This is a genomic window from Gillisia limnaea DSM 15749, from assembly GCF_000243235.1.
Lineage (GTDB): Bacteria > Bacteroidota > Bacteroidia > Flavobacteriales > Flavobacteriaceae > Gillisia > Gillisia limnaea.
This window is the reverse complement of the sequence record NZ_JH594606.1, coordinates 2332571-2357352: the sequence shown is the minus strand read 5'-3', so window position 1 is coordinate 2357352 and position 24782 is coordinate 2332571. Positions and strand designations below refer to the sequence as shown.

The 24782-nt window shown below is 37.4% G+C and carries 21 protein-coding genes; 13 read left to right on the top strand and 8 right to left on the bottom strand.

Annotation, left to right across the window (positions count from 1 at the left end; translation table 11 throughout):
- Positions 1–143: 143 nt before the first annotated feature.
- Positions 144–383 carry a hypothetical protein gene (locus tag GILLI_RS12330; RefSeq protein ID WP_040506627.1) on the bottom strand — a complete coding sequence of 80 codons (240 nt, stop codon included), beginning with the start codon at positions 381–383 and terminating at the stop codon, positions 144–146.
- A gap of 78 nt (positions 384–461) precedes the next feature.
- Between GILLI_RS12330 and GILLI_RS18585 the strand changes: the two genes are divergently transcribed.
- Together GILLI_RS18585 and GILLI_RS12325 are read left to right on the top strand one after the other, a co-directional pair.
- Positions 462–620: a hypothetical protein gene (locus GILLI_RS18585; RefSeq protein ID WP_342633065.1), complete on the top strand. Its 159-nt coding sequence runs from the start codon at positions 462–464 to the stop codon at positions 618–620.
- 546 nt (positions 621–1166) lie between these two features.
- Positions 1167–1976, top strand: a complete 810-nt coding sequence (locus GILLI_RS12325) for a hypothetical protein (RefSeq protein ID WP_006989444.1) — start codon at positions 1167–1169, stop codon at positions 1974–1976.
- Here GILLI_RS12325 and tnpA read toward each other — a convergent pair.
- Positions 1973–2431, bottom strand: a complete 459-nt coding sequence (tnpA, locus tag GILLI_RS12320) for an IS200/IS605 family transposase (protein WP_006987222.1) — start codon at positions 2429–2431, stop codon at positions 1973–1975. The genes GILLI_RS12325 and tnpA overlap by 4 nt on opposite strands.
- A 620-nt stretch (positions 2432–3051) precedes the next feature.
- On the opposite strand from tnpA, the gene GILLI_RS12315 reads away from it, so the two are divergent.
- From GILLI_RS12315 to GILLI_RS12285, 8 genes are all read left to right on the top strand, one after another.
- Positions 3052–4632, top strand: a complete 1581-nt coding sequence (locus GILLI_RS12315) for a type I restriction-modification system subunit M (protein WP_006989443.1) — start codon at positions 3052–3054, stop codon at positions 4630–4632.
- 6 nt (positions 4633–4638) lie between these two features.
- Entirely contained in the window at positions 4639–5463 is an 825-nt protein-coding gene (locus GILLI_RS12310; protein WP_006989442.1) for a KilA-N domain-containing protein, read from the top strand.
- Complete coding sequence (locus GILLI_RS18430; RefSeq protein ID WP_156798669.1) at positions 5463–5624, top strand: restriction endonuclease subunit S domain-containing protein; 162 nt, start codon at positions 5463–5465, stop codon at positions 5622–5624. The genes GILLI_RS12310 and GILLI_RS18430 overlap by 1 nt, the downstream gene beginning before the upstream one ends.
- A gap of 324 nt (positions 5625–5948) precedes the next feature.
- Positions 5949–6674, top strand: a complete 726-nt coding sequence (locus GILLI_RS12305; RefSeq protein ID WP_006989441.1) for a phospholipase D family protein — start codon at positions 5949–5951, stop codon at positions 6672–6674.
- A 165-nt stretch (positions 6675–6839) separates the two neighbouring features.
- Complete coding sequence (locus tag GILLI_RS12300) at positions 6840–7766, top strand: nucleotidyl cyclase domain-containing protein (protein ID WP_006989440.1); 927 nt, start codon at positions 6840–6842, stop codon at positions 7764–7766.
- A gap of 154 nt (positions 7767–7920) precedes the next feature.
- Entirely contained in the window at positions 7921–9339 is a 1419-nt protein-coding gene (locus GILLI_RS12295; RefSeq protein ID WP_006989439.1) for a tetratricopeptide repeat protein, read from the top strand.
- 72 nt (positions 9340–9411) lie between these two features.
- Entirely contained in the window at positions 9412–10713 is a 1302-nt protein-coding gene (locus tag GILLI_RS12290) for a restriction endonuclease subunit S (protein ID WP_006989438.1), read from the top strand.
- Positions 10710–13712 (top strand): type I restriction endonuclease subunit R, encoded by a 3003-nt coding sequence (locus tag GILLI_RS12285; RefSeq protein ID WP_006989437.1) that lies wholly within the window; start codon positions 10710–10712, stop codon positions 13710–13712. Before GILLI_RS12290 ends, GILLI_RS12285 begins: the two co-directional genes overlap by 4 nt.
- A gap of 237 nt (positions 13713–13949) precedes the next feature.
- Here the strand turns inward: GILLI_RS12285 and GILLI_RS12280 are convergent, their stop codons facing one another.
- On the bottom strand, positions 13950–14759 hold the full coding sequence (locus GILLI_RS12280; RefSeq protein WP_006989436.1) for a DUF5694 domain-containing protein: 810 nt from the start codon (positions 14757–14759) through the stop codon (positions 13950–13952).
- 129 nt (positions 14760–14888) lie between these two features.
- Here GILLI_RS12280 and GILLI_RS12275 point away from each other — a divergent pair, with 129 nt between their 5' ends.
- The gene (locus GILLI_RS12275; RefSeq protein ID WP_006989435.1) at positions 14889–15950 is read left to right on the top strand and encodes a sensor histidine kinase; all 1062 of its coding nucleotides are present in this window, start codon (positions 14889–14891) and stop codon (positions 15948–15950) included.
- On the top strand, positions 15934–16629 hold the full coding sequence (locus tag GILLI_RS12270; RefSeq protein WP_006989434.1) for a LytR/AlgR family response regulator transcription factor: 696 nt from the start codon (positions 15934–15936) through the stop codon (positions 16627–16629). The genes GILLI_RS12275 and GILLI_RS12270 overlap by 17 nt, the downstream gene beginning before the upstream one ends.
- A 478-nt stretch (positions 16630–17107) precedes the next feature.
- Here GILLI_RS12270 and GILLI_RS12260 read toward each other — a convergent pair whose 3' ends face one another.
- From GILLI_RS12260 to GILLI_RS12240, 5 genes are all read right to left on the bottom strand, one after another.
- Complete coding sequence (locus tag GILLI_RS12260) at positions 17108–17983, bottom strand: alpha/beta hydrolase (RefSeq protein ID WP_050855615.1); 876 nt, start codon at positions 17981–17983, stop codon at positions 17108–17110.
- A 344-nt stretch (positions 17984–18327) separates the two neighbouring features.
- Positions 18328–18480, bottom strand: coding sequence for a cyclic-phosphate processing receiver domain-containing protein (locus tag GILLI_RS19145; protein WP_342633072.1), 153 nt, complete (start codon positions 18478–18480; stop codon positions 18328–18330).
- 460 nt (positions 18481–18940) lie between these two features.
- On the bottom strand, positions 18941–19846 hold the full coding sequence (locus GILLI_RS12250) for an endonuclease/exonuclease/phosphatase family protein (protein ID WP_006989430.1): 906 nt from the start codon (positions 19844–19846) through the stop codon (positions 18941–18943).
- Between the two features lie 177 nt (positions 19847–20023).
- Positions 20024–20401, bottom strand: a complete 378-nt coding sequence (locus GILLI_RS12245) for a 7(1) septoil knot domain-containing protein (RefSeq protein WP_006989429.1) — start codon at positions 20399–20401, stop codon at positions 20024–20026.
- A 152-nt stretch (positions 20402–20553) separates the two neighbouring features.
- Positions 20554–21231 (bottom strand): class I SAM-dependent methyltransferase, encoded by a 678-nt coding sequence (locus GILLI_RS12240; protein ID WP_006989428.1) that lies wholly within the window; start codon positions 21229–21231, stop codon positions 20554–20556.
- Positions 21232–21537: 306 nt separating this feature from the next.
- On the opposite strand from GILLI_RS12240, the gene GILLI_RS12235 reads away from it, so the two are divergent.
- Positions 21538–24426, top strand: coding sequence for a M16 family metallopeptidase (locus GILLI_RS12235; RefSeq protein WP_006989427.1), 2889 nt, complete (start codon positions 21538–21540; stop codon positions 24424–24426).
- Positions 24427–24782 lie beyond the last annotated feature (356 nt).

Sequence of the window (24782 nt, the reverse complement as noted above, 5' to 3'; positions counted from 1 at the left end):
TTAAAAAAGCAAAAGATATCAATTGTAGGATCCTCCCATATAATTTGTACAGAACTCCTAACCTAACAGGATGTATACAAGCATTGCCTTTTTTCACGGACTCGTACAAATTTAAAGTTCTGTGATAAACTGCTACTTATAAACTATCCTGGCGAGATCTCCCTTCTTCTTTGGATCTTTGAAAAATAACCTTTCTTCAAAATATCACCCATAGAATAATCGTTTTTCATAAAAACTACCTGTGAAACACTGTTTTTCACGCCATGTAAGTATTTTTCATGGGCGCAATCTAACTTAGGAAGGATTACTGATTGAGTTTCAGAATAAAAATCAATTGCAGCGTGCATTTTTCCTGAATATTTATTTGAGCTGTTGTTTTTCATAACTAGCGCGTATTTTTTCAGGAAAACAACCTGGGAAAGCAGAGGGACCCAGAAACAACCCGATGCCACGGTTTCAGAATGGAAGACATCGCCGATGGCGGAGCAGCACTCACCGCCTACGGAAAATTGCAGTATACCGATATGCCTCTGGCAGAGCGCCTGGAACTCAAAAACTCTCTGCTGAAGTATTGCGAACTAGATACCCTGGCGATGGTCATGATTGTGGAGTTTTTTTAGGGAAGTAGTCGGTAGTCGATAAACAATTATCAGTTATCAGTTAACGGGGATTAGTAGTCGGTTATTAATTATTAGTTATCAGTGGACGGTGGGCTGTGGATCATTAGAAAAACAAAAAGCTCCTTCCATTTTTTCAAGCCCCGATAATGGATCGGGGGGTGGTATGCGAGGAAGTCAAATTATTTTCTTTATTTTAATCATTCTTCCGAGCAGAACGGAAGGCTTGAAAACAAGAGTCAAGAGACAAGGATCAAGACTAAAAAAAGAATTTAGAAAAGAGACTTTTCCGCGGTGATCTGCGAGAGAATCGGCGCTATCTGCGGGGAATCTATTTATTCAAAGTTCAACCTACCTACCGGTAGGCATGGATTTAAAATTCAAGGTTAAAACAACAGAATTAAGGAACAAGAAAAAACTAATGTCTACAGCCTATTGAATACTGACTATTTTAAGAGAGAAAAGATCTTTCTGCAAAAATCTGGGAGAAAATTGGCGCTTTCTGCGGTTAAAAATTAAATTTCCCGGCATTACCCACATCTTCAAGAAATGGAAAACCTAATAAAAGATAAAGAATTTGTTCGTAAAACGATAAGGAGAATTTCAAATAAACCCCTGAAAAAAGACTCGCATTTTTATGGCCAATTCAAGGAAATGAAAATTATTGATGCTGTGAACATTTGGGAGAAGAACCAAAATCCTAAAGATAATAAGCCTGCAATTATATTCCTAAGTGTTGTTTTAGCTGCAAATAGAAAGTACAATACTCATGTTAAACCCAACATTGACCGAATTATAGAACAATACCCATCTTTAACAACATTTAAATCTTTGAAAAATCTTATTGAGTCGAAAACTAGGGAAGAGTTTTATGACTTTTGGGGTCACAAGAATTTAAAAAAGTACAATACATTGGTGAATTTGATTGAAGCTACTGATCAAATTCGATTAAAATACAATGTTCCAGATGATTTTAAATTAATGCAAAAGTGGGCAGAAAATGTTGATATTTATGATTATGAAAATGACATTATTGGTAGAATTAAAAATATAGCTATTGCAACTATTCAACATCTTCGAATGGACTTTGGAATTAATACTATTAAACCTGACCAACGTGTTATAGAAGTATTGGAGCGTGAATTTGATTTCAAGAAAGTAAATCAAATTAGAGCAATTAAACTTGTAGAGGAAATGGCAAATATTTCTGAAATTACTGTACGAAACCTTGATTTGGTTTTAGTAAATTATGGCTCTGGTTATTATGATAATAGAAAATATAATTCTCAATTGAAATTGAAAAAGGAAATCGCAAATAAACTAGTAAATAATCCTCGGGGCAAGCCCACGAGGCATTAAAATAATTTCAACTGATAATCTTTTTTCAACACTTTGTACTCTTTTTCTATTCCCTGCTCCTTGACATATTTGGCAATGACATTCTCGGTTCCATGCTGACCGACGGTGTTCACAAAGTAACCCTTTCCCCAAAATTCTCCACCCCAAAGCTGCTTTTTCACTTCTGGACATTGCCTAAAAACTTCCCTAGCTAAGATACTTTTTACCATCGTAACAATTTTTGTTACGCTATATGAAGGAACACTTTGAATCAAAAAATGAACATGGTTCTTGTCCGTTCCCACTTCTAGAAAACAAACTTCATATCTTTTTTCAATCTCCGAACATGTCGCGACCAAAACTCGGTCGACCGAATCAGAAATAACAACCCTTCGATATTTAGCACTGCTCACCAAATGGTAAAGAAGCACCGTTACGTTATGGCTCTTGTGTATGAATTTACTATTTTGTGACATCGAGTCACAAAATAGTAATAATAAACGAGGCAAGCCTCGGGGAATTAAACCCAATAGAGATTAAATTTAGGAGTGAATAGAAGTGTTATTTTTGAAGCTACGGGAATAGAATTAAAAAGTGAGTAACAAGATATATGTAATCATAGCTATCTATCGGAAGACAATGCTTCATATACTTGTATGTTGGTGGTAATTTCCCTGAAACAAATCTAAATTTAAATGACATTATTAAATTTTCAAAATGATTTACATCAAAAACTAAAGCCAGCACCGTTTAAAATAAATACTGCTACACGCACCGGCAATTTCAATATCCCAAATTACTAACCACAGCCGTTACAAATTGCCAACGATCATTCCAATGGCCAAATAACCTTCTCCTGGCTATATTTTCTTTAAAAACAGCTTCAACCGAGATTTTAACGGCAAACTAACCGCGGCCTTTGCAAATTACCAACTGCCGGGGTAACCGTGAATCCCTAACTGTAGCAACCTTGAAGTAACCGTGCTGCAATGTTTCAAAACATTTACTAATGTTAAAAAAATTAACTAACTTTCCCTCTCAGGATCTCACCCTACCTTGATCCTTTTTTACAACCAAAACCTACCATTTATAATACATGGCAAAAGCAGACATTGATTTTGAAAAAGAACTCTGGGATGCAGCGAACGAATTACGTGGCGCAGTATCTGAGAATAACTATAAAAAATACATTTTACCCCTTGTTTTCGTAAAGCACCTTAGCGAACGCTATGAAGTGGTGCGCGAGGAATTGAAGGAGCAGCTAAATGATCCGGAATCTGATTATTACACTACAGATAAGGATGAGATTAATTACGTCCTGGAGGACCGGGATGAATACCGCTCCCGGAATACTTTTAAAATTCCTGAAACTGCTTCCTGGCAATATTTAAAGGACAATGCCGAGCAGGATGATATCAAGGTGAAGGTAGATGATGCCTTTGATGTGATTCAGGAATTGCTAACAGGGTATAACCCCCAGTTGGTGAATATTTTGCCGCGGATTTTTGTGCGGAGTGAACTTTCTCCCAAACAAACCGGCGGAATCATCAACCTCCTCTCCCACCCTAAATTTTCTGAAAAGGAAAATCCTGAAAGCGATATCCTGGGTCGTATCTATGAATATTACATTGGCCGCTTCGCAATGGCCGAAGGTTCCGGTGCGGGACAGTTCTTTACACCGGGAAGTATTGTAAGGCTGCTGGTGGAATTGCTGGAACCTTATAAAGGGCGCATCTTTGATCCGGCTTGTGGGAGTGGCGGTATGTTTGTGCAGAGTTTGAAGTTCATCAAAGAACACGGCGGGAACAAAAAAGACATCGCGATCTACGGACAGGAAATGACCGCACAAACATTAAGACTTTGTCTAATGAACCTGATGCTGCGGGACCTTTCTTTTGATATTAAACTGGGGAATTCATTACTGGATGACAAATTCCCAAACCTGAAAGCCGACTATATTATCGCCAATCCGCCTTTTAATGTAAGCAACTGGCATCCTGAGGATCTGCCCGATGGCGACCCAAGGTTATTTGGACCCAAGGAAGAATTCACAACAGATGGCAGCGCCAATTATATGTGGATGCAAACCTTCTGGCACCATTTAAGCGACACCGGCACTGCAGGAATTGTAATGGCAAACGGCGCGATGACTTCCAACAACAAAGGCGAGAAAAACGTACGGCAGCATATGGTAGACAATTCTATGATTGATGCCATTGTACGCCTACCCGATAAGCTGTTCCTTACCACCGGAATCCCGGCCTGCCTTTTCATCCTGAGCAAAAACCGCGACGGAAAAGACGGAACCCACCGGGAGCGCAATAATGAGATCCTATTCCTGGACGCCTCCAAAATGGGCACAATGGCCAGTCGCAAATTGCGAGTATTTACAGATGAGGATATCCAAAGGATATCCGAAACTTACCACAAATGGCGCAACATGCCGGGGGAGGATTACCTTGATATTGAAGGTTTCTCCAAAGCAGCTACCATAGCCGAGGTGCAAAAGCAGGATTACAAACTCACTCCGGGCATCTATGTAGGCACAGAAGCCGAAGAAGATGACGGGATTCCCTTTGAAGAAAAAATGAAGAGCCTTAAGGCGCAGTTGTTAGAACAGTTCGAAAAAGGGGAAGAATTGAAGAAAAAAATTGTGGCAAACTTCGATTTAATCTAAATTATTATGTCAAAAAACCACAAAATAGAAGTGCAGGGCATTTCCATATGGGTTACCAAAAATAATGAGGATGATTATATATCCTTAACAGATATAGCCCGGCAAAAAGATGCACTAAGAAGTGACTATATTCTTCAAAACTGGATGCGAAACAGAAGTACCATTGAATATTTAGGACTTTGGGAACAATTAAACAACCCTGATTTTAATTCCATCGAATTCGATGGATTTAAAAATCAGGCAGGGGCAAATAGTTTTAGTTTGACGCCGAAACGATGGATCGAGAATACAAATGCGATTGGTATCTTCTCGAAAGCCGGAAGATATGGAGGTACGTTTGCGCATAGGGATATCGCATTTGAATTTGCATCCTGGATTAGTGCAGAATTCAAACTCTATCTGGTCGTTGAATTTCAGCGGCTTAAAAAAGAAGAAAGCGATCCCGCCAAACTCAACTGGAATTTTCAAAGAATGCTATCAAAAGTAAATTATGCAATTCATACCGATGCGGTGAAGGAAAAATTAATTCCAAAAAGTTTGGCCCCTCATCAGATCAAATTTGTATATGCCAATGAAGCCGATTTATTGAATATGGCGCTCTTTGGAATGACAGCCAAAGATTGGAGAGACCAAAACCCAGATTCAACCGGTAATATAAGGGATATGGCTTCACTGGAACAACTGGTTATTTTATCAAATATGGAAAGTATCAACGCTATGCTGATACATCAGGGAATAACCCAAGCCGAAAGATTGAAACAACTTAACCAAATAGCCATTTCCCAAATGACTTCTTTGCTCAATGCAAAAGGATTGAAAAAAATAAATTAATGCCGGAGAATAGGAAAATATATAAACTTGATGATATCACAGATGTCCAAAATGCCTACGCTTATAAATCCAAAGAATTAGGTGAAAATGGAATATCTGTAATTAAAATTAAGAATAGTATTCCTCAAAATGTGATATTGGAAGGTGCGGGATATACATAGGCACAGAAGCCGAAGAAGATGACGGGATACCTTTTGAAGAAAAAATGGAGAGCCTTAAAGCGCAGTTGCTGGAACAGTTTGAAAAAGGGGAAGAATTAAAGGAAAAGATTAAGGCCAATTTTGACAAAATATTTTAAAAATAAAAAGTAGTCCTTATAAAACAACTTCACCTGCTTATTTCTCTGAAGCGTTTACGATTTGTGAACAACCTGAAAAAATGAACAGAGCGGTAATGGTCGGTGCAAATAAATTATAGAAGGAATAAAAAATAAATTTAGCGCATTGTTGCAAACAACTTAAAATAATTGAGAAATAAAGAATAAAATGGCAAAATTTTTAGATACACAAGGAGTATCATATTATTTAGGGAAATTAATTGATAATGCAGAGCAAAGGCTTTATCTGATAAGCCCGTATTTACAATTAAATAATCAATTGAAAATTGCATTAGAGGATAGAGCAAAATTCAGAATTGATATTATAATGATTTACGGTAAAGTTGCCGACTTAAATCCAAAAGATAGTGAATGGTTAGAAAATATAGATGATATTAAACTTCTTTTTCATCAAGACCTTCACGCAAAGTGTTACATAAATGAAAAAGAAGCTATAGTTACTTCAATGAATCTTTATATGTACTCACAACAAAATAATGTTGAAATGGGCATATATGTTTCAAAAGCTGATGATGAAGAATTATACAAACAAATATTAAACGAAGCTGATAAAATTAAAAGAGGTAGCGAACATCGAACAATTTCAGTGCAAAAAGTCAGTGATAAAGAATCCCCAAAAAGAAAAAAGGAAAAATCTTCAACAGAATCTAATACTAATTCAAAACTTTTAACAACCAAAGAATTATCTCAATTGACCGGATTGAGCAGTCGAAAAGTTAACAGTTGGTTGACTGATGAAAAATTGATGTATAAGAAAGATGATGATTGGGTCACAACAAAACGCGGAAAAGAAGTTGGCGGAATTGAAAAAAGTGGTCAATATGGCCAATTTATAATTTGGCCAGAAGAAATTGGAAAACAGATGGTGGAATAAAAACTGTTTACAATAATGAATAACACAAATTGCGGAAGGCCTCCCAAAAATGGCATTTTTGATTACCTTTTAAAGTAAGTGTTTAACCGACAAGTTATAGATTCCAAGCCGCAACTTGCGTTATACGAGACGTTAGCGACAATTAGAATTAACAAAAGAACTTAAATGGAATTACTTCAACATTATAAAGGTGCCGTATTTTTTGTAGATATACTAGGGATCTCTGCACTTACAAACAATAACATTGCTTTAAATCATGAGGATTACAGAACTTGGTTAAATAATAATATTCCTAAGTTTTCCAATCAATTTTTGGGAGCTTCAATCTTAGCGGAATTTAGAAAATTACTTTTAAAATTACGGAAAGGAAATACTAGCTTAAAAATAACTCAACTTTCAGATTGTGCATTTATTTGGTCCGAACAAATAGCTGATGTAGTAGTTTTCTGTTCAAAATTTATGCATCAAGCAGTTGAAAAAGGTATTCTATGTAGAGGCGGAATGGCGTTCGGCGAAATTATAGAAACAAATCAATCCCACAGATTAGGGAGGTTTATACTTGGAGATGCTGTAACCCAAGCTGCTAAATTAGAAAGTCGTTCTAAAGGGTGTCGAGTATTAATTAATAGTGACCTACCACAAGAATTAGATAAGCAAAGTGAAGATGTATCGAAAAGGATATTCACTTTATTTCAACCATTCACAAATCCATTGGATTTTCAGGTTTATGATGAATTCAAGTGGTATCTGACACCTAAACTTGACTACAAGAATATTGTTGATTTAAATTTTATTGACTTTGATACCAGAGTTAAATTCACAAAAAACAGATTAATATTAGCTAATAGATTAAGGTGCTCACCGAAATTTAACTGGAACTCCAGAAGTATATTAGGCAGAGCACAATTAATTGCGAGTATTAATTTTCTTTCTCAAAATTACACTATGGGTGTTTTACATAATTTTGGTTGGGTAGATGTTATAGATAAAAGAGATGAAAAAGTTGTAGAAAAAATGAACAAAAAACTAAATGAATATCCCGACTATAGAAAACATATAGATGAACCATTTCCTGAAGATTGGGCTGAATAATAACTGCTATTAACACTGTAAAAACAATGCTCAACCCAGTCTTTAATCGAAACTCCGTCCTCGCTTGCTTAGTGGATTGTCCTGCGAAAAATCTGCAAAGCGAGCGCGCACTGTTTTTATGAGGGACGGTATGTAACAATTACCAAAATTAAATATGAATAAACTATTAATATTAATTCTGCTTTTAAATATCACCGTTTTCGCGCAGTCTAATAGCAATACGGAAATTGATTCAAAAACCAACTACAACACCGAATTGTTGAAGCAAAATTTTGAAATTGAAAAAACTCAATTAAAAATCGATGCATTAGAAAAATCCATTCAATCTGATTTGGAAAAACTATCATTGGAGACAGACGCTAAAATTGAAAAACTAAACTCAAAAATTGAAAATTATCTACTAATTGGGAGTGTTGCTCTAGCAATAATACTTTTTCTAATTAACTTTTTCGGGCGAAAATTAATAGTCGATAAAATTGAAAATTTAATTCAGATTCAAGCTTCAAAATATGCAGAACAGAAAGCAAATCAAGTTATTCAGGAATATATTGACAATGGTAAAATAGAAGAGTTAATTGAACAAAAAGCTAAGCCCATAATAACTGAAATCGCGAAGAAAATTGAATTAGATGGTATAAACGTAATTGATGAAATCAAAGTCAAAGGAAATGAAGTCATAAGTTCAATGTTAGCTTCAAATACCAATGGAGTAGGAGAAATTCCAGAAAAAGAGGAAAAAGAAATAAAAAAGAAAAACCTAAATACAAGAGCTAGAGAGTTTTTCGACCTTGCTTTTTCTAGAAAAGACCCTTTAATCCAAATCGAATTGTATAAAAACGTTCTTGAGCTTGAACCCAATAATATCGCCGCATTAAATAACGTTGGTGCTGCCTATAACAATGCGTACAATTATAATGATGCTATTAAACATTTGACAAAAGCAGTAGAAATCGAACCCGAATATGCAATTGCTATTGCAAATTTAGCTAACTCCTATAATTTGTCGGACGATTTAGATAAAGCTTTAGAATATGCCAATAAGGCTATAGAAAAAAATCCAAACTTAGATTGGAGTTATTCGGTAAAAGGAAATGTCCTGACTAAAAAAGGGAAACTTGATGATGCTGAAAAAACTTTCGGTTTAGCTATAAAAATTAATCCTAATTCACCAGAGGTTTATAACACTAGAGGATATTTTTATGAGGAAACAGGAAAATATGAAGAGGCGGAAAAAGATTTTCTCAAAGCTGAAAAGCTTGGTTTTCCAAATAAAGCTATGTTATACAATAATTTTGCAGTATTGTACAGGAGGAAAAAGGAATTTAACAAAGCCTTAAAATATCTTGAAAAAGCAAGAGAAGAAAACCCAGATTTTCCAAATATCGAAGGAACATTAGCCTTAATTTATGCAGATAAAGGAGATAGAGATAATTTCTATAAGCACATGATAATTGCATTAGAAAAGGGATGTCCTGCTTGGAATTATATCGATGATCCAGGTTTTGATAAATTTAGAGAAGAAGAAAAACTGAATAAACTTTTAGAATCTTATAAAAAGAAATACGTTGCCTAATAAATCCATAAGTTATTCCTTGTTTTCGCAACTACTGATAGCAGAGACACTAAAAGAAATAAACAACAACTAATGCCGCAAAACTGGAAAACATATAAACTTAAAGATATTGTAGATCAAGATAGGGGAATATCCTACGGAATTGTTCAACCAGGAAAACACGATCCCAATGGTGTTCCGATCTTAAAAATTAACAATCTTACAGGTAATTCATTTAATATTAATGACCTGCATTTTGTCTCTAAAAATGTAGAAGAAAAATATAAAAAAACCAGACTTAGAGGAGGTGAACTATTAGTTTCTCTTGTCGGTTCGCTTGGTGCAGTGTATACTGTTCCTCGTGAAATGATAGGTTATAACGTGGTAAGAGCACTGGCAGTAATTCCCGTCTTAAACGAGTTTTCGCCAAATTGGGTAATGTATTATTTAAGAGCACCTTTTGCTCAAAATATTTTACAACAAATTGCTACTACTTCAGTTCAAGCCACAATTAATCTAAAGGAATTGAGGGAAATAATTATTCCATTTCCCGAAAAAAAGGAAAGAGAGTCCATCGCCTCCATCCTCTCCGCTATAGATGATAAAATCGAACTCAACCTCCAGATGAACAAAACTTTGGAGGAAATGGCTATGGCACTATACAAACATTGGTTTTTTGATTTTGGGCCTTTTCAGGACGGTGAATTTGTAGAATCTGAATTGGGGGAAATTCCGAAAGGATGGGAAGTAAAAACTTTGGAAGATATAATCAGATTTTCCAATGGATATGCTTTTAAAAGTAAGCAACTTCTTAAAGAGGAAGAACAAAATAGCTTTCATATTTTTAAAATGGGTCATATTCTTAAAGGAGGTGGTTTAAAGGCTGACGGAACCAAAAGTTGGATTAAAAAAAGTGATTGTAAAGGTTTGGAAAAATTTATTCTGAAAACTGGTGATATTCTAATGAGTATGACCGATATGAAAGATAATATGACCATCCTTGCACATACTGCTTTGATGAACGAAGACAATAAATATATTGTTAATCAGCGGGTCGGGTTACTACGTGTAGCGAACAAATATGGTATTGATTATCCATTTGTATTTTTACTCACTAACAGCTCCGATTTTATTCAGCGTTTAAGAAGTCAGGCGAACAGTGGAGTTCAGGTAAATCTTTCAACAAGTGCTATAAAATCAGCTAAAGTTGTAGTTCCAATTAAAGATGTAAATATAGAATTCAACAATATTACACTTCCATATTATGAAAGTATAAATCAGAATGCCTTGGAAAACCAAACCCTCACTCAACTCCGCGACACCTTATTGCCCAAACTCATCAGCGGGGAAGTCCGTGTAATAGATGTGGAAAAAACTTTATCTGAAATCCTATGACACAAATGATCGAGATTACGGTACAAAAAGCTGCCATAGAGTGCCTTCAGGAGTTGGGATACACTTATAAGGAGGGCAATTCCCTGCAGCGGGATTTGAAAAAGGTGGTGCTGGAGGAAGACCTTCGGGAATTTTTAGTGAGCTCCTACCACGATGTTCCTGCAACCGCCATTAACGAAGCCCTGGCAGCTTTTACGCAACACCAGGGAATGGATCTCGATCACCGCAACCGCGATTTTCATCTTAAAATGACCCAGGGGGTTTCCATTACCTGGAAAGATGCTTCGGGCAAAGAACAGGCCCGGCACCTATACCCTATCAACTACAAAGAACCTGAGAAAAATACGTTTGAATGTGCAGATGAAGTAAAGATCATTGGCAAGAACAGCCGGCGTACAGATTTGCTCATCTTCATTAACGGCCTGCCGCTCATTGTGTTTGAATTCAAGAATATGTTTGATCCCGAGGTGGGCGTGGAAAACGCGCACCGGCAAATTGGGCATTACTTTCAGGATATTCCGCAGCTGTTTGATTACAATGCTATCACGGTAGTTTCAGATGGGCTGGAAACCCTGCACGGGATGTACAACTCATCCCTAAAGTGGTTTGCTCCGTGGAAAAGTCTGCACGGGGATGACCTTCAGCAGAAACAGGAACTGCAACTGGAAACCTTACTGAAGGGATTATTTCCGAAGAAAACCTTATTGAATTACCTGCAAAACTTCATTTTCCACGAAGACCACAACGGGAAAATAATCAAAAAAGGCGCAAAATATCATCAGTACTGGGGCATTAAAAAAGCGGTGGACTCTGCCGTGGAAAATATAAAACCCACGGGTGACGGCAGGCTGGGAGTGATCTGGCACACACAGGGATCGGGCAAAAGCATTTCTATGGCCATCCTTACCGGGATCCTCAGGCAAATGCCCGAAATGAAAAATCCCACCATTCTTATCCAGGTAGACCGCAATGACCTGGACCAGCAACTCTATGAGAATTTTGTGCTGTGCAAAGACCTGGTGGGCCACGTACAACACGCCGATACCACAGATGAGCTGCGGGCCCTGCTGAGCACCGATGGCGGCGGGGTGATCTTTACCACCATTGAGAAATTCCGCTTGAAAGAACTGGCTTCGGGAAAAGAGCTCTCCCACCCTGTTCTTTCTGAACGTTACAACCTCATCGTGATGGCAGATGAGGCCCACCGCACCCAGTATGGATTCCATAGCGGCGGCTTTGCGCAGAACATAAGACGCGCCTTACCCAATGCCTCCTTCATAGGCTTCACCGGGACTCCCGTAGATGGCAAAGATGCCGATACCCAACAGGTATTTGGCCCCACCATTCACACCTACGATATTAAACAGGCCGTAGAAGACGGTGCCACGGTGCCCATTTATTACGAGCCAAAGATGGTACCGCTCAACATCAAAGCCAAATATGATAAGGAGCTGGATGAAATGGAAGAAGATGAAGACGAGGAGAACAATGCTGTTTGGGCAGCGATAGAAGATGCCGCCGGAGCTGCTGACCGGGTGGAAAGAGTTGCCAAAGAAATCCTCACCCATTTCAGGGCCAGGACAGCAAGCCTGGAAGGAAAAGCGATGATCGTTTGTATGAGCCGCAAGAACTGCGTTAAAATGTACAACGCCCTCACTGCACTTGAAGGTTGCCCTGAAATAGCCGTGATAATGACCGGAAACATCAGCAAAGATCCTACCGACTGGAATGCACACATACGCACCAAAGATGCGATGGAAGCCATAAAAAAGCGTTTCCGTACACCTGAGGATCCGTTGCAAATCGTGATTGTTCGCGATATGTGGCTCACGGGATTTGATGCCCCCTGCGCCCATACGATGTATGTGGATAAAATAATGAAAGGCCATAACCTGATGCAAGCCATTGCAAGGGTAAACAGAGTATTTAAAGACAAACCCAATGGACTCGTAGTTGATTTTATAGGCATTTCCGGCTTTTTGGCCGAAGCCACCAAAAAATACACCGCCGGAGGCGGGGAAGGAAAACCCACTCTGGATCTTGAAGCCGCGGTAAAACTTTGTCTGGAGCAATTTGAAAAAGTAAAGGATTTGATAGGTAATTTTTCTGCGGAAAGTATCAACGCAATGACCGATATGGACAAAATGAAATGGTCCAGCAGTGTTGTGAACAGCCTTTTGAAATCTGATGCCGTTACCGATGGCTTTTTGCTCGAAGAGCGAAAGCTGGCCGAACTGGTGGCAATGACCAGTTCAGATCCGCGTGTTTGGGAGATCCAGGAAGAGTTGGCGGTCATTCAGAAGATCAGGCATCTCATAAGAAAGATCAAATTCCCTCCCGGCCCCCGCAGGGAAAAGAATGAAAAGATAAAAGACCTGATAAGCAAATCCCTGGAATCGCAGGAAATTGTAGACCTGGCAAAAATGTACAACCTTGATAAGATCGATATTTCCATCGTAGACGATAGATTCCAGGCCATTGTAAAAGAAAAAGGCAACGAGAATATCAAAGTAGAATTGCTGCGCAGGATCATCAATGACGAGATAAGAGTGCGAATGCCCAAGAACATCCGCCGGATGAGAAAGCTGAAAGACGAGCTGGAAAAGGTACTTAGCAACTACCATAAGAACTCTCTGGATTCAATCGCCGCCATCAAGCACCTGCTGGACATCGCCACTGAGTTTCAGCAGGATGACATCAGGACCAAACAACTCGGTTTAACCGAAGACGAACTGGCTTTTTATGACTTATTATCTGCCAACGAAAAGTTACTCAACCAAACCGGCCCCATTCAGGACCTGGTGCATACTGTAGTAAACTCCGTCAAGAAAAACCTGCAGCTCGACTGGACCAAAAAAGAAGACGCCCGCGCGGCAATTCGGCTGGCAGTGAAAAAAGAATTACGGGGAAAAGTACCATTTTCTGAACTGGATAATTTGTTGAAAGAGGTAATTGAGCAGGCCGAGGGGCAGTATAAGGATTGGCCGATTGAGGCTTGAAACGATTGAGAAATGGGTATAGCAGAATATTGGATACTGTCCAGAAATAAAAAATAGTTTAGTTTTAAAGGGAAATACAATATCTGAAACTTTAACTCAAAATATATATCTTAATGTTAGGACCACATGAACTTCTTGAAAAAGTAATGGAATTTGCTTATAATTAATTCATTTTGATGAAATTAGAAAAGGTAAGCTTCTTGGCTCTCAACCGAATTGGTAACCCTTCTGTTAATATTACTTTAAATAATTACTCGTATTTATTATTTCATACTTCGGGCTTCTCTCTATCCACATATCAAAAAATGCGGTATGGGTGGCTCCCATAAGTATAAAGACGCGGTCATCTTCACCTAATTTGATTTGGTTTAGGTTGGAATACATCACCAGATTACGGTGATAAAATTTTGCAGCTTCATCTGCCCCTTCTGCATTACCTTCAGTAGAAATATGAGTTAGGATATCAGCATTTATATTTAGCAGCATATCTTTATATATGGGGTTGTTGCTCATTTGTAATTTTTGAAGTACAGACATCTCCTCTTCCGGAAATTGTTTTTCTAAAGAATCCAGTATCGAAAAATATTTTTTATAAGTTTCAATTCCGTAGTTGTCATTTATTTTCTCTGCGATTCTGTAGTTATAGCCTTCTTTATAATCTATGCCATAAATTCGCTCTGTTCCCGCAAGCCGACCTACTTCGAAAGCTAACAATTCAAGCTCACTAGGGTTCTTAAATTTCATTTCAGGGTTATCCACATAATCTTTATAATTTTTCTGTACTTCACTATTTCTTTCCGGGAGGCTTTCTACAAGAATTACGGTGGGTTTAAATTCTGCAATAGATTGAGCTATTTTATGTACTTGATCGATATTTCTTTGATCGTGCTCATCAAATTCGGTGGTATTGGCATCAGGAGTATATCCCATATGGAAAGTCCCCATGTTTAATACTTTAACGGTATTTTTAAATTTTACCGGTTTCTTAAATTCCTGCGCTTGCAGCTGGATATTTAGAAGTACCATCATAATTACTGTGATTCTCATTTCTTTAATTTTTAAGATTACCCAAATATCATATTTATACTGGAGTGTGAATTCTTTTTTCTACAAACCCCTGCTGTTTTTCGACAAACCCATCCCAGCTCCTGCTTAGAATGTTTTAGTTTTACACCTATGAAACCATTTACCCATACCGGCTCTATGACCAAAAAGAAGGAGGTTCTCTTTCATGGCCTTTTTTGGTTCCTATTTGCTTATTTTGAGCTTATCCAGTTTGAACTTAGCAACCCCTACTTTTTTAAAATTAGAAAATTGGATATCTTCGAGATCTCGGCCGGTATCATTTTCCTGGCTACCTTCTATTTTACTTATATTTTGATCCTGCCCCGGGTATTTGAAAAACTCAACTGGAAAAGGGTTTTCTTCGGTATTGGATCTGGATATATTTTCTTTATATCACTGAGATACATCCTGGAAGAAATCCTAATCAACCATTTTATGGGACATGGTAATTATTTTGAGGGGACTTCGTTTACCTTTTATACTTATGATAATTTATATTACGGAAGTTTCCCGCTGATTGTCAGTTCTATTCTTTGGATCCTGATTTTTAATATTCGATTATTAGAATACAATAAACACATCATTGAGGAGAAAAGTGCAACGGAAGTAAAGTTCCTTAAAGCCCAACTCAACCCCCACTTTATGTTCAACACCCTCAATAATATTTACTCTCTGGTTTATTTTAAATCTGATAAAGCCCTGTCGGCAATTGAAAAACTGGGCGAACTAATGCGATATACCACCTATGAAACCAATAAAGAGAGAATTGATTTGCAGCAGGAAGTTAATTACATAAAATCATATATTGAGCTTGACCAGTTACGACACGAAGATGGAAATACTGTGAATTTTCAAATTGATATTGAAAACCCCTCCGTACAAATTCCACCTTTTTTATTAAGTCCACTGGTGGAAAATGCACTTAAACATGGGAAGTACAATAAGGATAACCCGATTCTTTTCAATCTAAAACAAACCGGTAACACACTCTTCTTTAAAATCACTAATAAAATTGGCAACCAGAAAAAAGATAAATTAGGAGGAATAGGCCTGGATAATTTAAAGAAAAGCTTAGCGATTAATTATCCCGATGCTCACTCAATAAAAATAAACAAGGAACAACAAACTTTTAGCGTCCAATTAGAAATTAAGCTTGATGAAAAACTCTATTAGTACAATAATTCTTGATGATGAACCCTTTGCAGTTCGTTTATTAAAGGATTATGCCGAAAAAGTTTCCACCCTCAACATTATCTATGCAGGTAGTGACGTTTATAAAGTTATCGAACTGCTTAAGGAGCGTACAAATAGCTTAGTATTTATAGACCTTCAGATGCCTGAACTCAGCGGAATGGAGATCATGCAGATGAGCAAGAATTCCAAGCATAACTTTATCATCACCTCAGCCTATCAGGAATATGCTCTGGATGCTTTTAAATATAAGGTAATAGATTTTCTGGTGAAACCTATTACTTTTCAGAGATTTCATGAAGCTGTCGAGAAATATTCAGCCTGGCAGGAATCCTTTGGTAATATTCCTGAAAACAAGGAGTTTTATATTAAAGCGGAAAGAAAGGTCTACCGTATAATTCCTGAGGAAATCATATATATTGAAGGCCTGAAAGATTATATCAGATTCCATATGGAAAGGGAGAAAATCATAGCTCACGGAAATATGAAAGATATTATCAAAAAGCTACCAAAGAATAAATTTCTAAGAATTCACAGGTCTTATATTATTTCCTCTGGAAAAATAAAGATGCTTGATGGCAATAGTATATATCTCCATGGAAATATTCGTTTACCTATTGGTGAAACTTACCGTAAAATCGTCAAAGCAAAATTTAACTAATACCCGCTGTGTGAAATATCAATTCCTCGAGCCCTCTACAAGTTCGAATGAGACGTCGGGGGAGTTTTAGGTAATCAACACGCTCATGATAGCTCTAAATTAAGACTTTAACTGTAGAAAGAAAATTGCGGTTTGGTGAAATTAGAGATATGGACATTACAAACCAAATATATACTATTGAATATATCTCTGAGACAGGATTTTATGAACAAGAACACCTATTAGAAAAGGTTTTCAAATTGCATAAAGATGAAATACCTGAAGTACTCCAGTTTTTAAATCGTCTCTCCTTACACCTTACAGAAAAACAACCCATTTCCCCTGAAATCCTGGAACAGATTTTTAATAAGAAGACTTACCTATTAAAGGTCCCCTGCATAAAAGAATTTAGTATTTGAAAAGTCAAAAAATCTATTTTTACCGCTTAGGTGCTTCCCGGGATTACTATAAAACCTACGACTCCACAATCAAGCGCGGCTCAATCCTGCAACTCCATAAAATTCATGATCTCACGATATCTTTTATTCCAGGGCCAGAGATACTGTGTCATCATAGGTACGTGTTTTTTATTTAGCAAAATAAACTCCGCATCTGGCTGAAATGATTTTAATTCTTGCAAAAAGCGTCGATTTGCTGTGGTAATAGAAGGATAGGTTTTTTCACCCAAATAGATAAGAAATGGAGGGGTATTTTCATCTAAATAATATATGGGAGACGCTTTTTTCCAATTCTCTTGATCACTGCTCCAGGTAGTAAGATAATTATCCCTTGTTGTAGGTGGGTTATTTTGAAGGTAATGATGCATATCAAGGCCTGCTGCATCATTTAAAATTATCCCAGAAACTGTGGCCGGGTCAATTTCGTATTTGGGATTCAAAGTAGTCAGGGCAACTAAATGCCCTCCGGCAGAATGTCCTGTTAAAAATAGTTGACCAGGATCTCCGTCAAATTGGGAAATATTATTTTTTGTCCATTTTATTGCCTGCGCTGTTTGTTTGGCCATCTCATCATAATTGGCATCCGGGCTTAAAGTATACCCAACAATTACAACTGTTACACCCTTTCTGGCAAAATTATTTCCAAAAAAATTATAAAATTCCTTCTTGCCACTATTCCAATTGCCACCGTGTACAAAAATTAAAACCGGGGAATTTTGATTTTTCTCCTTTTTCGATGAAAAAATATTTAAAGTTGGTGGTACAGCTATAGATGAATTTTCCAGATAAGAAATGTTTTCATATTTCTTTACGCTGCAACTGTTCAATATAAATAACACTATTGGTACAATAATTATTGAACAATATTTTTTAATTCGGGGATATGCGTATACTCTCAGTTTGCTTTTTTTTTTCATTATTTCAAATACTGTTCCTCTATCTACTCTGTCACAATTTGTTCTTTCTATCTTCAATTTTTTAATGATTGCATTCTTATTATGTTTTTATTCTATTATTATGATTTATCCAAAGCTGGAACTTTTTCAGTATTAGAAATTTTCCATCCGATGGTCTACATTCATTATGCAAGTCAAAATTCTTTAAGGACGTCGAAGAACTTATGGACAATAGGCCAAGAGAACTCGAACAAAAATAACTATCGCCAACAGCAAAATATAAATATCGTCAAACAAAGCCCACTTTTAAAATATTTAGCTGCTTTCCTTGAAAAACTTAATATAATTCCCAACAACCCCCTAATCTACTCTGCCGCCACGGGATTTGCAGAATGCACATTAAACTTTAAATTCCGAAGATGTAGTCCGCTTTCGTAAATAAGCCATTTCACTGCGGCATAACCATCCGGTGCCACCTCTCCTCTCTCATCCAGACCCAGGTCATTGTCAAAGCTGATAAATTCCGGGAGCCAATTTTTTTTCTATATATACTTAACAAAGGCTGCATAAGAACGAACTACATCAAAGTTCTCGACCTCAGCTTCTGCATAAACCATTTCAACAGTTCTTATATCATCCAGGAAAAGCTTCTTCATCTACATTTAATTAAATTAATAACAAAGCTTCCCAAAAAAAAAATTCCACCGCTTCCTCAAAAAGTTCCTCCGGAATTCGGTGCCCAAGTCGGGGAACCAGCCGTAGGTAAACATCTGTTACCGGAGTAAAATTTAAAGTTCAAGGTTCAAAACCCGCCCGTACCGTTCGGGAAAGTTCCAAAATTTAATATTCAACATTCAACTCGAGGGCGCGAATTTGTAACCTGTAAAATCAAGCTCTGAATAGCCAGCTACCTAATGGCGCGGATTTGTAATCCGTAACATTAACGAATAGATCTTTACTAGTCAAATTTTACAAACTTCAATACTCCTGCATTACCTCTTCCAACTCCCCACCTTCCGAAGAAAATTCAAACGTTGCCCACACAGGGATATGATCTGATATACTGCGCACCGCTTTCATATCGGGAAAACTTTTATAGATCAATACCACCCCGGAATTCAGCAGCTTAAGTTTTCGGGAATTGAAGAATATGTTATCATATTCTGAAGCCAGGCATTCCTCTCCCACACATTCCATTTTCATCGTGGTCTTCTGGTTCATAAAAACCGGGCGATAACCAGTCTTTTTCAGCGGATTAAATACGGTGTGGCTCTGCGGAACATTGAAATCTCCCAGAAAGACCAGGTTTTTGGTGGGGTATTTACCGGGAAGGAACTTGAAATATTTGATCTCGGTTTCGGGTTGTTTCTTTTTAGGGATTGCGTGAAAGTTTACCAGAGTAAAGAGCTCCCCTTCAAAACTGAAATCCATCATATAGGGTTCTCTGTCTATTTCAGCCACATAATTTTGATCCAGCCACCCCTTACCTGCCTGTTTCACCCTGGCCGTTTTCCATAAATAAGCGTAACGCTCGGTAGCATAAGGAGTACTTTCAGTAGGATCACTCACAACATAGTCCCATTTAGCGCCTTTCCTGTTTAAAGCATCTGCCAGTTTCGCCACCGCTTGGGTTCCACCAAATCCTGACACTATCTCCTGCAGTGCCACCACATCAAATTCCTTTAAAACTTCAGCGACAAAATTAATTTCAGTTTCTGTTTTTGTTTTTCCGAAGTTCTGCAGATTCCAGGAGGAGATCTTTACCTGGGCGATGAGAATATTTCCGGAGAAGAGTAATAGCGTAATTAAAAGGAGGCGGATTTTTGGCAAGGTTGGAAGGTTAAGGGTTAGGAGTCTTTTTAGGGTAAAGTCGATAGGTGGCACGTATTTTATTTTGAGGTTTGTGTGTTGACCCTCGTGGCTAGACGTTAGTCAGTAGCCGGTAGACGGTAGTTGCATATAAGGTTCTTGTTTTATATTTTGATGTTAAGGATTTTAAAATTTGATTTATGAAATTAGTTCTGGCTTTTGGAATTTGGCTTTTGGAATTTGGAATTTATTTCAGTTGCAATAAAGTAGTTTCTTTTCCTCATTTCTCCAGCCTGCCTGGTTGCGGAATTTTACATAGAAGATCTTAAGATCTGCCTGGGTTTCAAAGTTGGTAAAAAATATTTTCCAATGCGCCTGATTCACAAAATCTGTATAAAACCAGATTCCGCTGCAGTCTGTTGCCTGATTTTGAAAATTTACACGGAATATTTTAAGGTCGGCCTGGGTTTCAAAATCAACCTCGTACACCTTGACATTGGCCTGGGTAGCAAATTTTACGGGAAATACCGTTTGTGCAAAACCAGTGAATGCAAGGAATAAAAAGACGACCGGCAAAACTGCCTGTTTTCTTTTGGGCCAATCTAAAATATACAGAAAAATTTCAGTCATTTTATTATTTCATTTTTTTCAATTACACAGTGATTATGTTTTCTTAAGTATGATTCCAAGTTTTCTCATATCGCTTTAAATTTCAATACAAGGATATGATGAGGAACGGACAAAGCGTGACAGCTTAATGCAAGACCATAAAAAATTACAGTTTAAAACATCTTATAAAACGTAGTTACTATAGCCCCTTTATAATCATTTAAACTAACAGACAATACTTGTTTTTCTTCCATAACCTTCAAATTAAATGGTGCAGCTAATAAGTTTATACCACTTCGTTTTTTTAATCTAATTCCTTGTCCTGAAATTATATCTTTATTGGGAACAAAATCTCCTTCAGGTAGATGTTCGGTCAAAATAACATATTTGAAATCAGTCAACTTCCTCACTATGCTTTCAACTTCAGCATTTGATAAATGTTGCAATACTTGTCTTAAAATCACACAATCTCCAGAAGGCAGCTCATCTACGGCTATATCCAAACAAAGGAATTCTAAATTTTCCTCTTTAAATTTTCCTTTATTATGTTCTATAAGGTTTGTCACTATATCTACAGCAACATACTTTTTAGTATGCTTAACCAATTCTTTTCCTACATTAAAATCCCCACAACCTAAATCACATACCGTTAGCGGACTTTTAAAAGATTTTAAAAATGATTTTAATACATCTATATACGGCTTTACTATCTCAGGGTCATGAGACCCTAAACCTGAATAAAAATCTGATTCATTGGCACCCCAAAGTTTCATTTTATAAACCTGTTCCATAGCATCTTTAGTGGGCCAGGGCTTCTTTATTATTTTAGTTCCATTTTCTTTCTTCTTCATAAACACTCTTTTGGTCAAAACAAACTATAATAGCACAACTGTAAGCCTTAAAATAAATGCACAAGTTATATAATAACATATACAATACGAGTTGGCGATAATTTATTGAGAAAAAGAAGTATAGTGGAAAAAGTATAGATAGGTTAGTATGCTTCAATTCCTCACAATAAAATAATACCTGGTTTAATCGATTTTTACGACAATAAATGAGAAAAAATCAATTTATTTTCATTTTCTGTTGATAATATTCAATTCCCTAAAAATCAATTCTATATATTTAACCATCATAAATCAAAACATTTTAAAATGACAAATTTAAAGTTTAAACTGATGGCCTTTATGCTTTCCTTAAGCGTGGTAGCATTTGTTTCCTGCGACCAGGCTGTAGGAGGCGAAAGAGCCAATCAAGATCCTGAGTTATCAATCGAATTCGAAAAGTATGAGTTGGATAACGGCCTTAATATAGTCCTTCATCAGGACAAATCGGATCCAATAGTTTCTGTAGCCATACAATATGGGGTAGGATCTAACCGCGAGAAAAAAGGACGCACAGGTTTCGCTCACCTTTTTGAGCACATGCTCTTCCAGGAATCTGAAAATGTTCCGCAGGATCAATTCTTTAAAAAGATTCAGGACGCCGGAGGTACTTTAAACGGTGGAACCTGGCAGGACGGAACAGTTTATTACGAAGTGGTGCCTAAGAATGCACTCGAAATGGTAATGTGGCTGGAATCTGACAGGATGGGCTACCTAATCAATACAGTAACTGAAACTGCCTTTGCCAATCAGCAGGAAGTTGTACAAAACGAAAAACGTCAGCGGGTTGACAATAACCCCTACGGGCACACCGGCTGGGTAATTGACAAAAATCTATATCCAGATGGACATCCTTATAGCTGGCAGGTAATTGGAGAACTTGAAGATCTTCAAAATGCCACCGTAGCTGATGTAAAAGAATTCTATGATAAGTTTTACGGACCTAACAATGCGACTTTGGTTGTTGCAGGAGATTTTGACAAAGCAGAAACCAAGAAGCTGATAGAAAAATATTTTGGAGAAATTAAAAAACGACAGGAAGTTGCACCTCTGGAAATACAAACTGTTACACTTCCGCAAACCAAACGCCTTTACCACGAGGATAATTTCGCTACAGCACCTCAACTCAATATGGTTTGGCCCGTAGTTGAGCAATATACCAAAGATGCCTATGCTCTGGATTTCCTTGGGAAAATACTATATGATGGAAAAGAAGCACCCTTATACAAGGTTCTTGTAGAAGAAAAGGAGCTTACTTCCCGACCTTTTGCCTATAACAGTGCCAGCCAAATTGCCGGTAAATTTCAAATCTCTGTAACCGCAAATGCAGGTGTAGATCTTGATAGCGTAGAAGCAGGTATTGAGGAAGCCTTCGCCTTATTTGAAAAAGAGGGTGTGACTGAAAGGGATATCGAGAGAATTAAAGCTGGCCAGGAAACCGACTTTTACAATGGAATAAGCAGTGTTCTTGGTAAATCTTTCCAATTAGCCCGGTACGATGTTTTTACCGGAGATCCCGGTTACATCGAAAAGGACATCCAAAACATTCGTGCAGTGACAAAAGAAGATGTAATGCGCGTTTACAAGGAATACATTAAAAACAAGCCTTTCATTCTTACAAGCTTTGTACCTAAGGGAAATTTGGACCTAATTGCAGAAAATTCTGAAAAAGCCGAAGTGGTTGAAGAAGAGATTACAGAGAATGTGGAATCTGAAGTAGCCGAAGTACAACAGGAAATACAAAAGACCCCTTCAAAATTCGATCGTTCTGTTCAACCTGAAATGGGTGAAACTCCGAAATTGAATATTCCTGATTCCTGGAAAGAAACACTTGGTAATCAACTTGAGGTTTACGGATTGGAACAAACTGAATTGCCTTTGGTGAATTTCAGTATTGTTATTGAAGGAGGACATTTACTGGACGACTTAAGTAAAAATGGAGTGGCAAATTTAATGACAGATATCCTGATGGAAGGTACTGCCAATAAAACTCCTGCCGAACTGGAAGAAGAAATAGACATGCTTGGGGCTAGTATCAACATGTACACCACCAACGAATCTATCGTTATTCGTGGGAATACCCTTACGCGTAACTTTGATAAAACAATGGCTTTGGTTGAGGAGATTTTACTTGAACCACGTTGGGATGAAAAGGAATTCGCCCGCATAAAAACCAGTACTATTAATGGAATAAAAAGAAATGAGGCCAATCCTAACGTGATTGCAAACCAGGTTTACAACAAGGTCCTCTATGGTGAGAACCACCCTTTTGCTTATCCAACTTCAGGAACAGTAGAATCTGTGGAATCTATTAAAATCGAAGATCTAAAAGAATATTATAATAAATATTTTTCCCCTACTGTCAGTCGTATGCATATAGTAGGTGATATTTCTAAAGCTGAAGCATTAGAAGCCGCAAAAAGTCTAGCCGAAAGATGGGAGCCAAAAGAGGTAAATATCCCCGAATTTGATGTTAGTAATGATCGTGACAAGGCATCCCTATATTTTGTGGATGTTCCTAATGCCAAGCAATCGGTTATCAACATTGGATACATCGCTTTACCAAGAACCAGTGAAGATTTCTTCCCGGCAGAGGTGATGAATTACAAGCTTGGGGGATCCTTCTCCGGAAATGTTAACCTTATACTACGTGAGGAAAAAGGATATACCTATGGTGCACGTTCAGGTTTCAGCGGATCAAAAATCCCGGGAACTTTTACCGCTTCTTCGAGTGTACGCACAAATACCACAGGAGAATCTGTAGGAATTTTTAGAGATGAAATCGCCAAATACAAAGAGGGTATAACTCCCGAAGATCTGGAATTCACAAAGAATGCATTGATAAAATCTAACGCCCTTCGTTTTGAAACTCAGGGGTCGTTACTTGGAATGCTACAGGAAATGAGTGCTTATGATCTTGACCCTAAATATATTGAGAAGGAAGAGAAGATTATTGGAGCTATGACCCTTGAGCAGCACAAGAAGCTGGCGCAAAAATATCTGGATGAGTCAAAAATGGCTTACCTGGTGGTTGGAGACGCTGCAACCCAGCTTGACCAATTTAAGGAAATGGGCTTTGATGAAGTAAAAGTGCTGGATAAGCAAGGAAATGAAATCAAAAAACCTATTGAACTTAAAACGGAAGAAGTTAAAGATTAATTTAAAAAGTTACTGTAAACATAGAAACCCGCCGGAATGGCGGGTTTCTTTTTCTTATTATTTAAGAATCCGAAGATTTTTCATAAACTGAAAATGCAAAGTCAAGGCTTAAGGAAATTTTTAGATTCCACCGCAATCAGGTGCAGAATTAATTACAGTTAGCCAGCGACAGGTTATTTTGAACTTTTTTAAAAAATACAAGCAATTTTACAAAATAAGAATTTTCTTCCATACCGGTCCTTCGATCTTATGGTGCATCCATCAAAAAAGCAAGGTTGCTCGCCGAAGCGATTTTTACCTCTTACAGTATTCCCGTCAAAAAAATATAAGGCTTGGCAATATCTCTTTTTTTTAAA

Coding starts and splice junctions, on each gene's coding strand:
- GILLI_RS12330 (WP_040506627.1), bottom strand. CDS start 383: ATGAAAAACAACAGCTCAAATAAATATTCAGGAAAAATGCACGCTGCA.
- GILLI_RS18585 (WP_342633065.1), top strand. CDS start 462: ATGGAAGACATCGCCGATGGCGGAGCAGCACTCACCGCCTACGGAAAA.
- GILLI_RS12325 (WP_006989444.1), top strand. CDS start 1,167: ATGGAAAACCTAATAAAAGATAAAGAATTTGTTCGTAAAACGATAAGG.
- tnpA (WP_006987222.1), bottom strand. CDS start 2,431: ATGTCACAAAATAGTAAATTCATACACAAGAGCCATAACGTAACGGTG.
- GILLI_RS12315 (WP_006989443.1), top strand. CDS start 3,052: ATGGCAAAAGCAGACATTGATTTTGAAAAAGAACTCTGGGATGCAGCG.
- GILLI_RS12310 (WP_006989442.1), top strand. CDS start 4,639: ATGTCAAAAAACCACAAAATAGAAGTGCAGGGCATTTCCATATGGGTT.
- GILLI_RS18430 (WP_156798669.1), top strand. CDS start 5,463: ATGCCGGAGAATAGGAAAATATATAAACTTGATGATATCACAGATGTC.
- GILLI_RS12305 (WP_006989441.1), top strand. CDS start 5,949: ATGGCAAAATTTTTAGATACACAAGGAGTATCATATTATTTAGGGAAA.
- GILLI_RS12300 (WP_006989440.1), top strand. CDS start 6,840: ATGGAATTACTTCAACATTATAAAGGTGCCGTATTTTTTGTAGATATA.
- GILLI_RS12295 (WP_006989439.1), top strand. CDS start 7,921: ATGAATAAACTATTAATATTAATTCTGCTTTTAAATATCACCGTTTTC.
- GILLI_RS12290 (WP_006989438.1), top strand. CDS start 9,412: ATGCCGCAAAACTGGAAAACATATAAACTTAAAGATATTGTAGATCAA.
- GILLI_RS12285 (WP_006989437.1), top strand. CDS start 10,710: ATGACACAAATGATCGAGATTACGGTACAAAAAGCTGCCATAGAGTGC.
- GILLI_RS12280 (WP_006989436.1), bottom strand. CDS start 14,759: ATGAGAATCACAGTAATTATGATGGTACTTCTAAATATCCAGCTGCAA.
- GILLI_RS12275 (WP_006989435.1), top strand. CDS start 14,889: ATGAAACCATTTACCCATACCGGCTCTATGACCAAAAAGAAGGAGGTT.
- GILLI_RS12270 (WP_006989434.1), top strand. CDS start 15,934: ATGAAAAACTCTATTAGTACAATAATTCTTGATGATGAACCCTTTGCA.
- GILLI_RS12260 (WP_050855615.1), bottom strand. CDS start 17,983: ATGAAAAAAAAAAGCAAACTGAGAGTATACGCATATCCCCGAATTAAA.
- GILLI_RS12245 (WP_006989429.1), bottom strand. CDS start 20,401: ATGACTGAAATTTTTCTGTATATTTTAGATTGGCCCAAAAGAAAACAG.
- GILLI_RS12240 (WP_006989428.1), bottom strand. CDS start 21,231: ATGAAGAAGAAAGAAAATGGAACTAAAATAATAAAGAAGCCCTGGCCC.
- GILLI_RS12235 (WP_006989427.1), top strand. CDS start 21,538: ATGACAAATTTAAAGTTTAAACTGATGGCCTTTATGCTTTCCTTAAGC.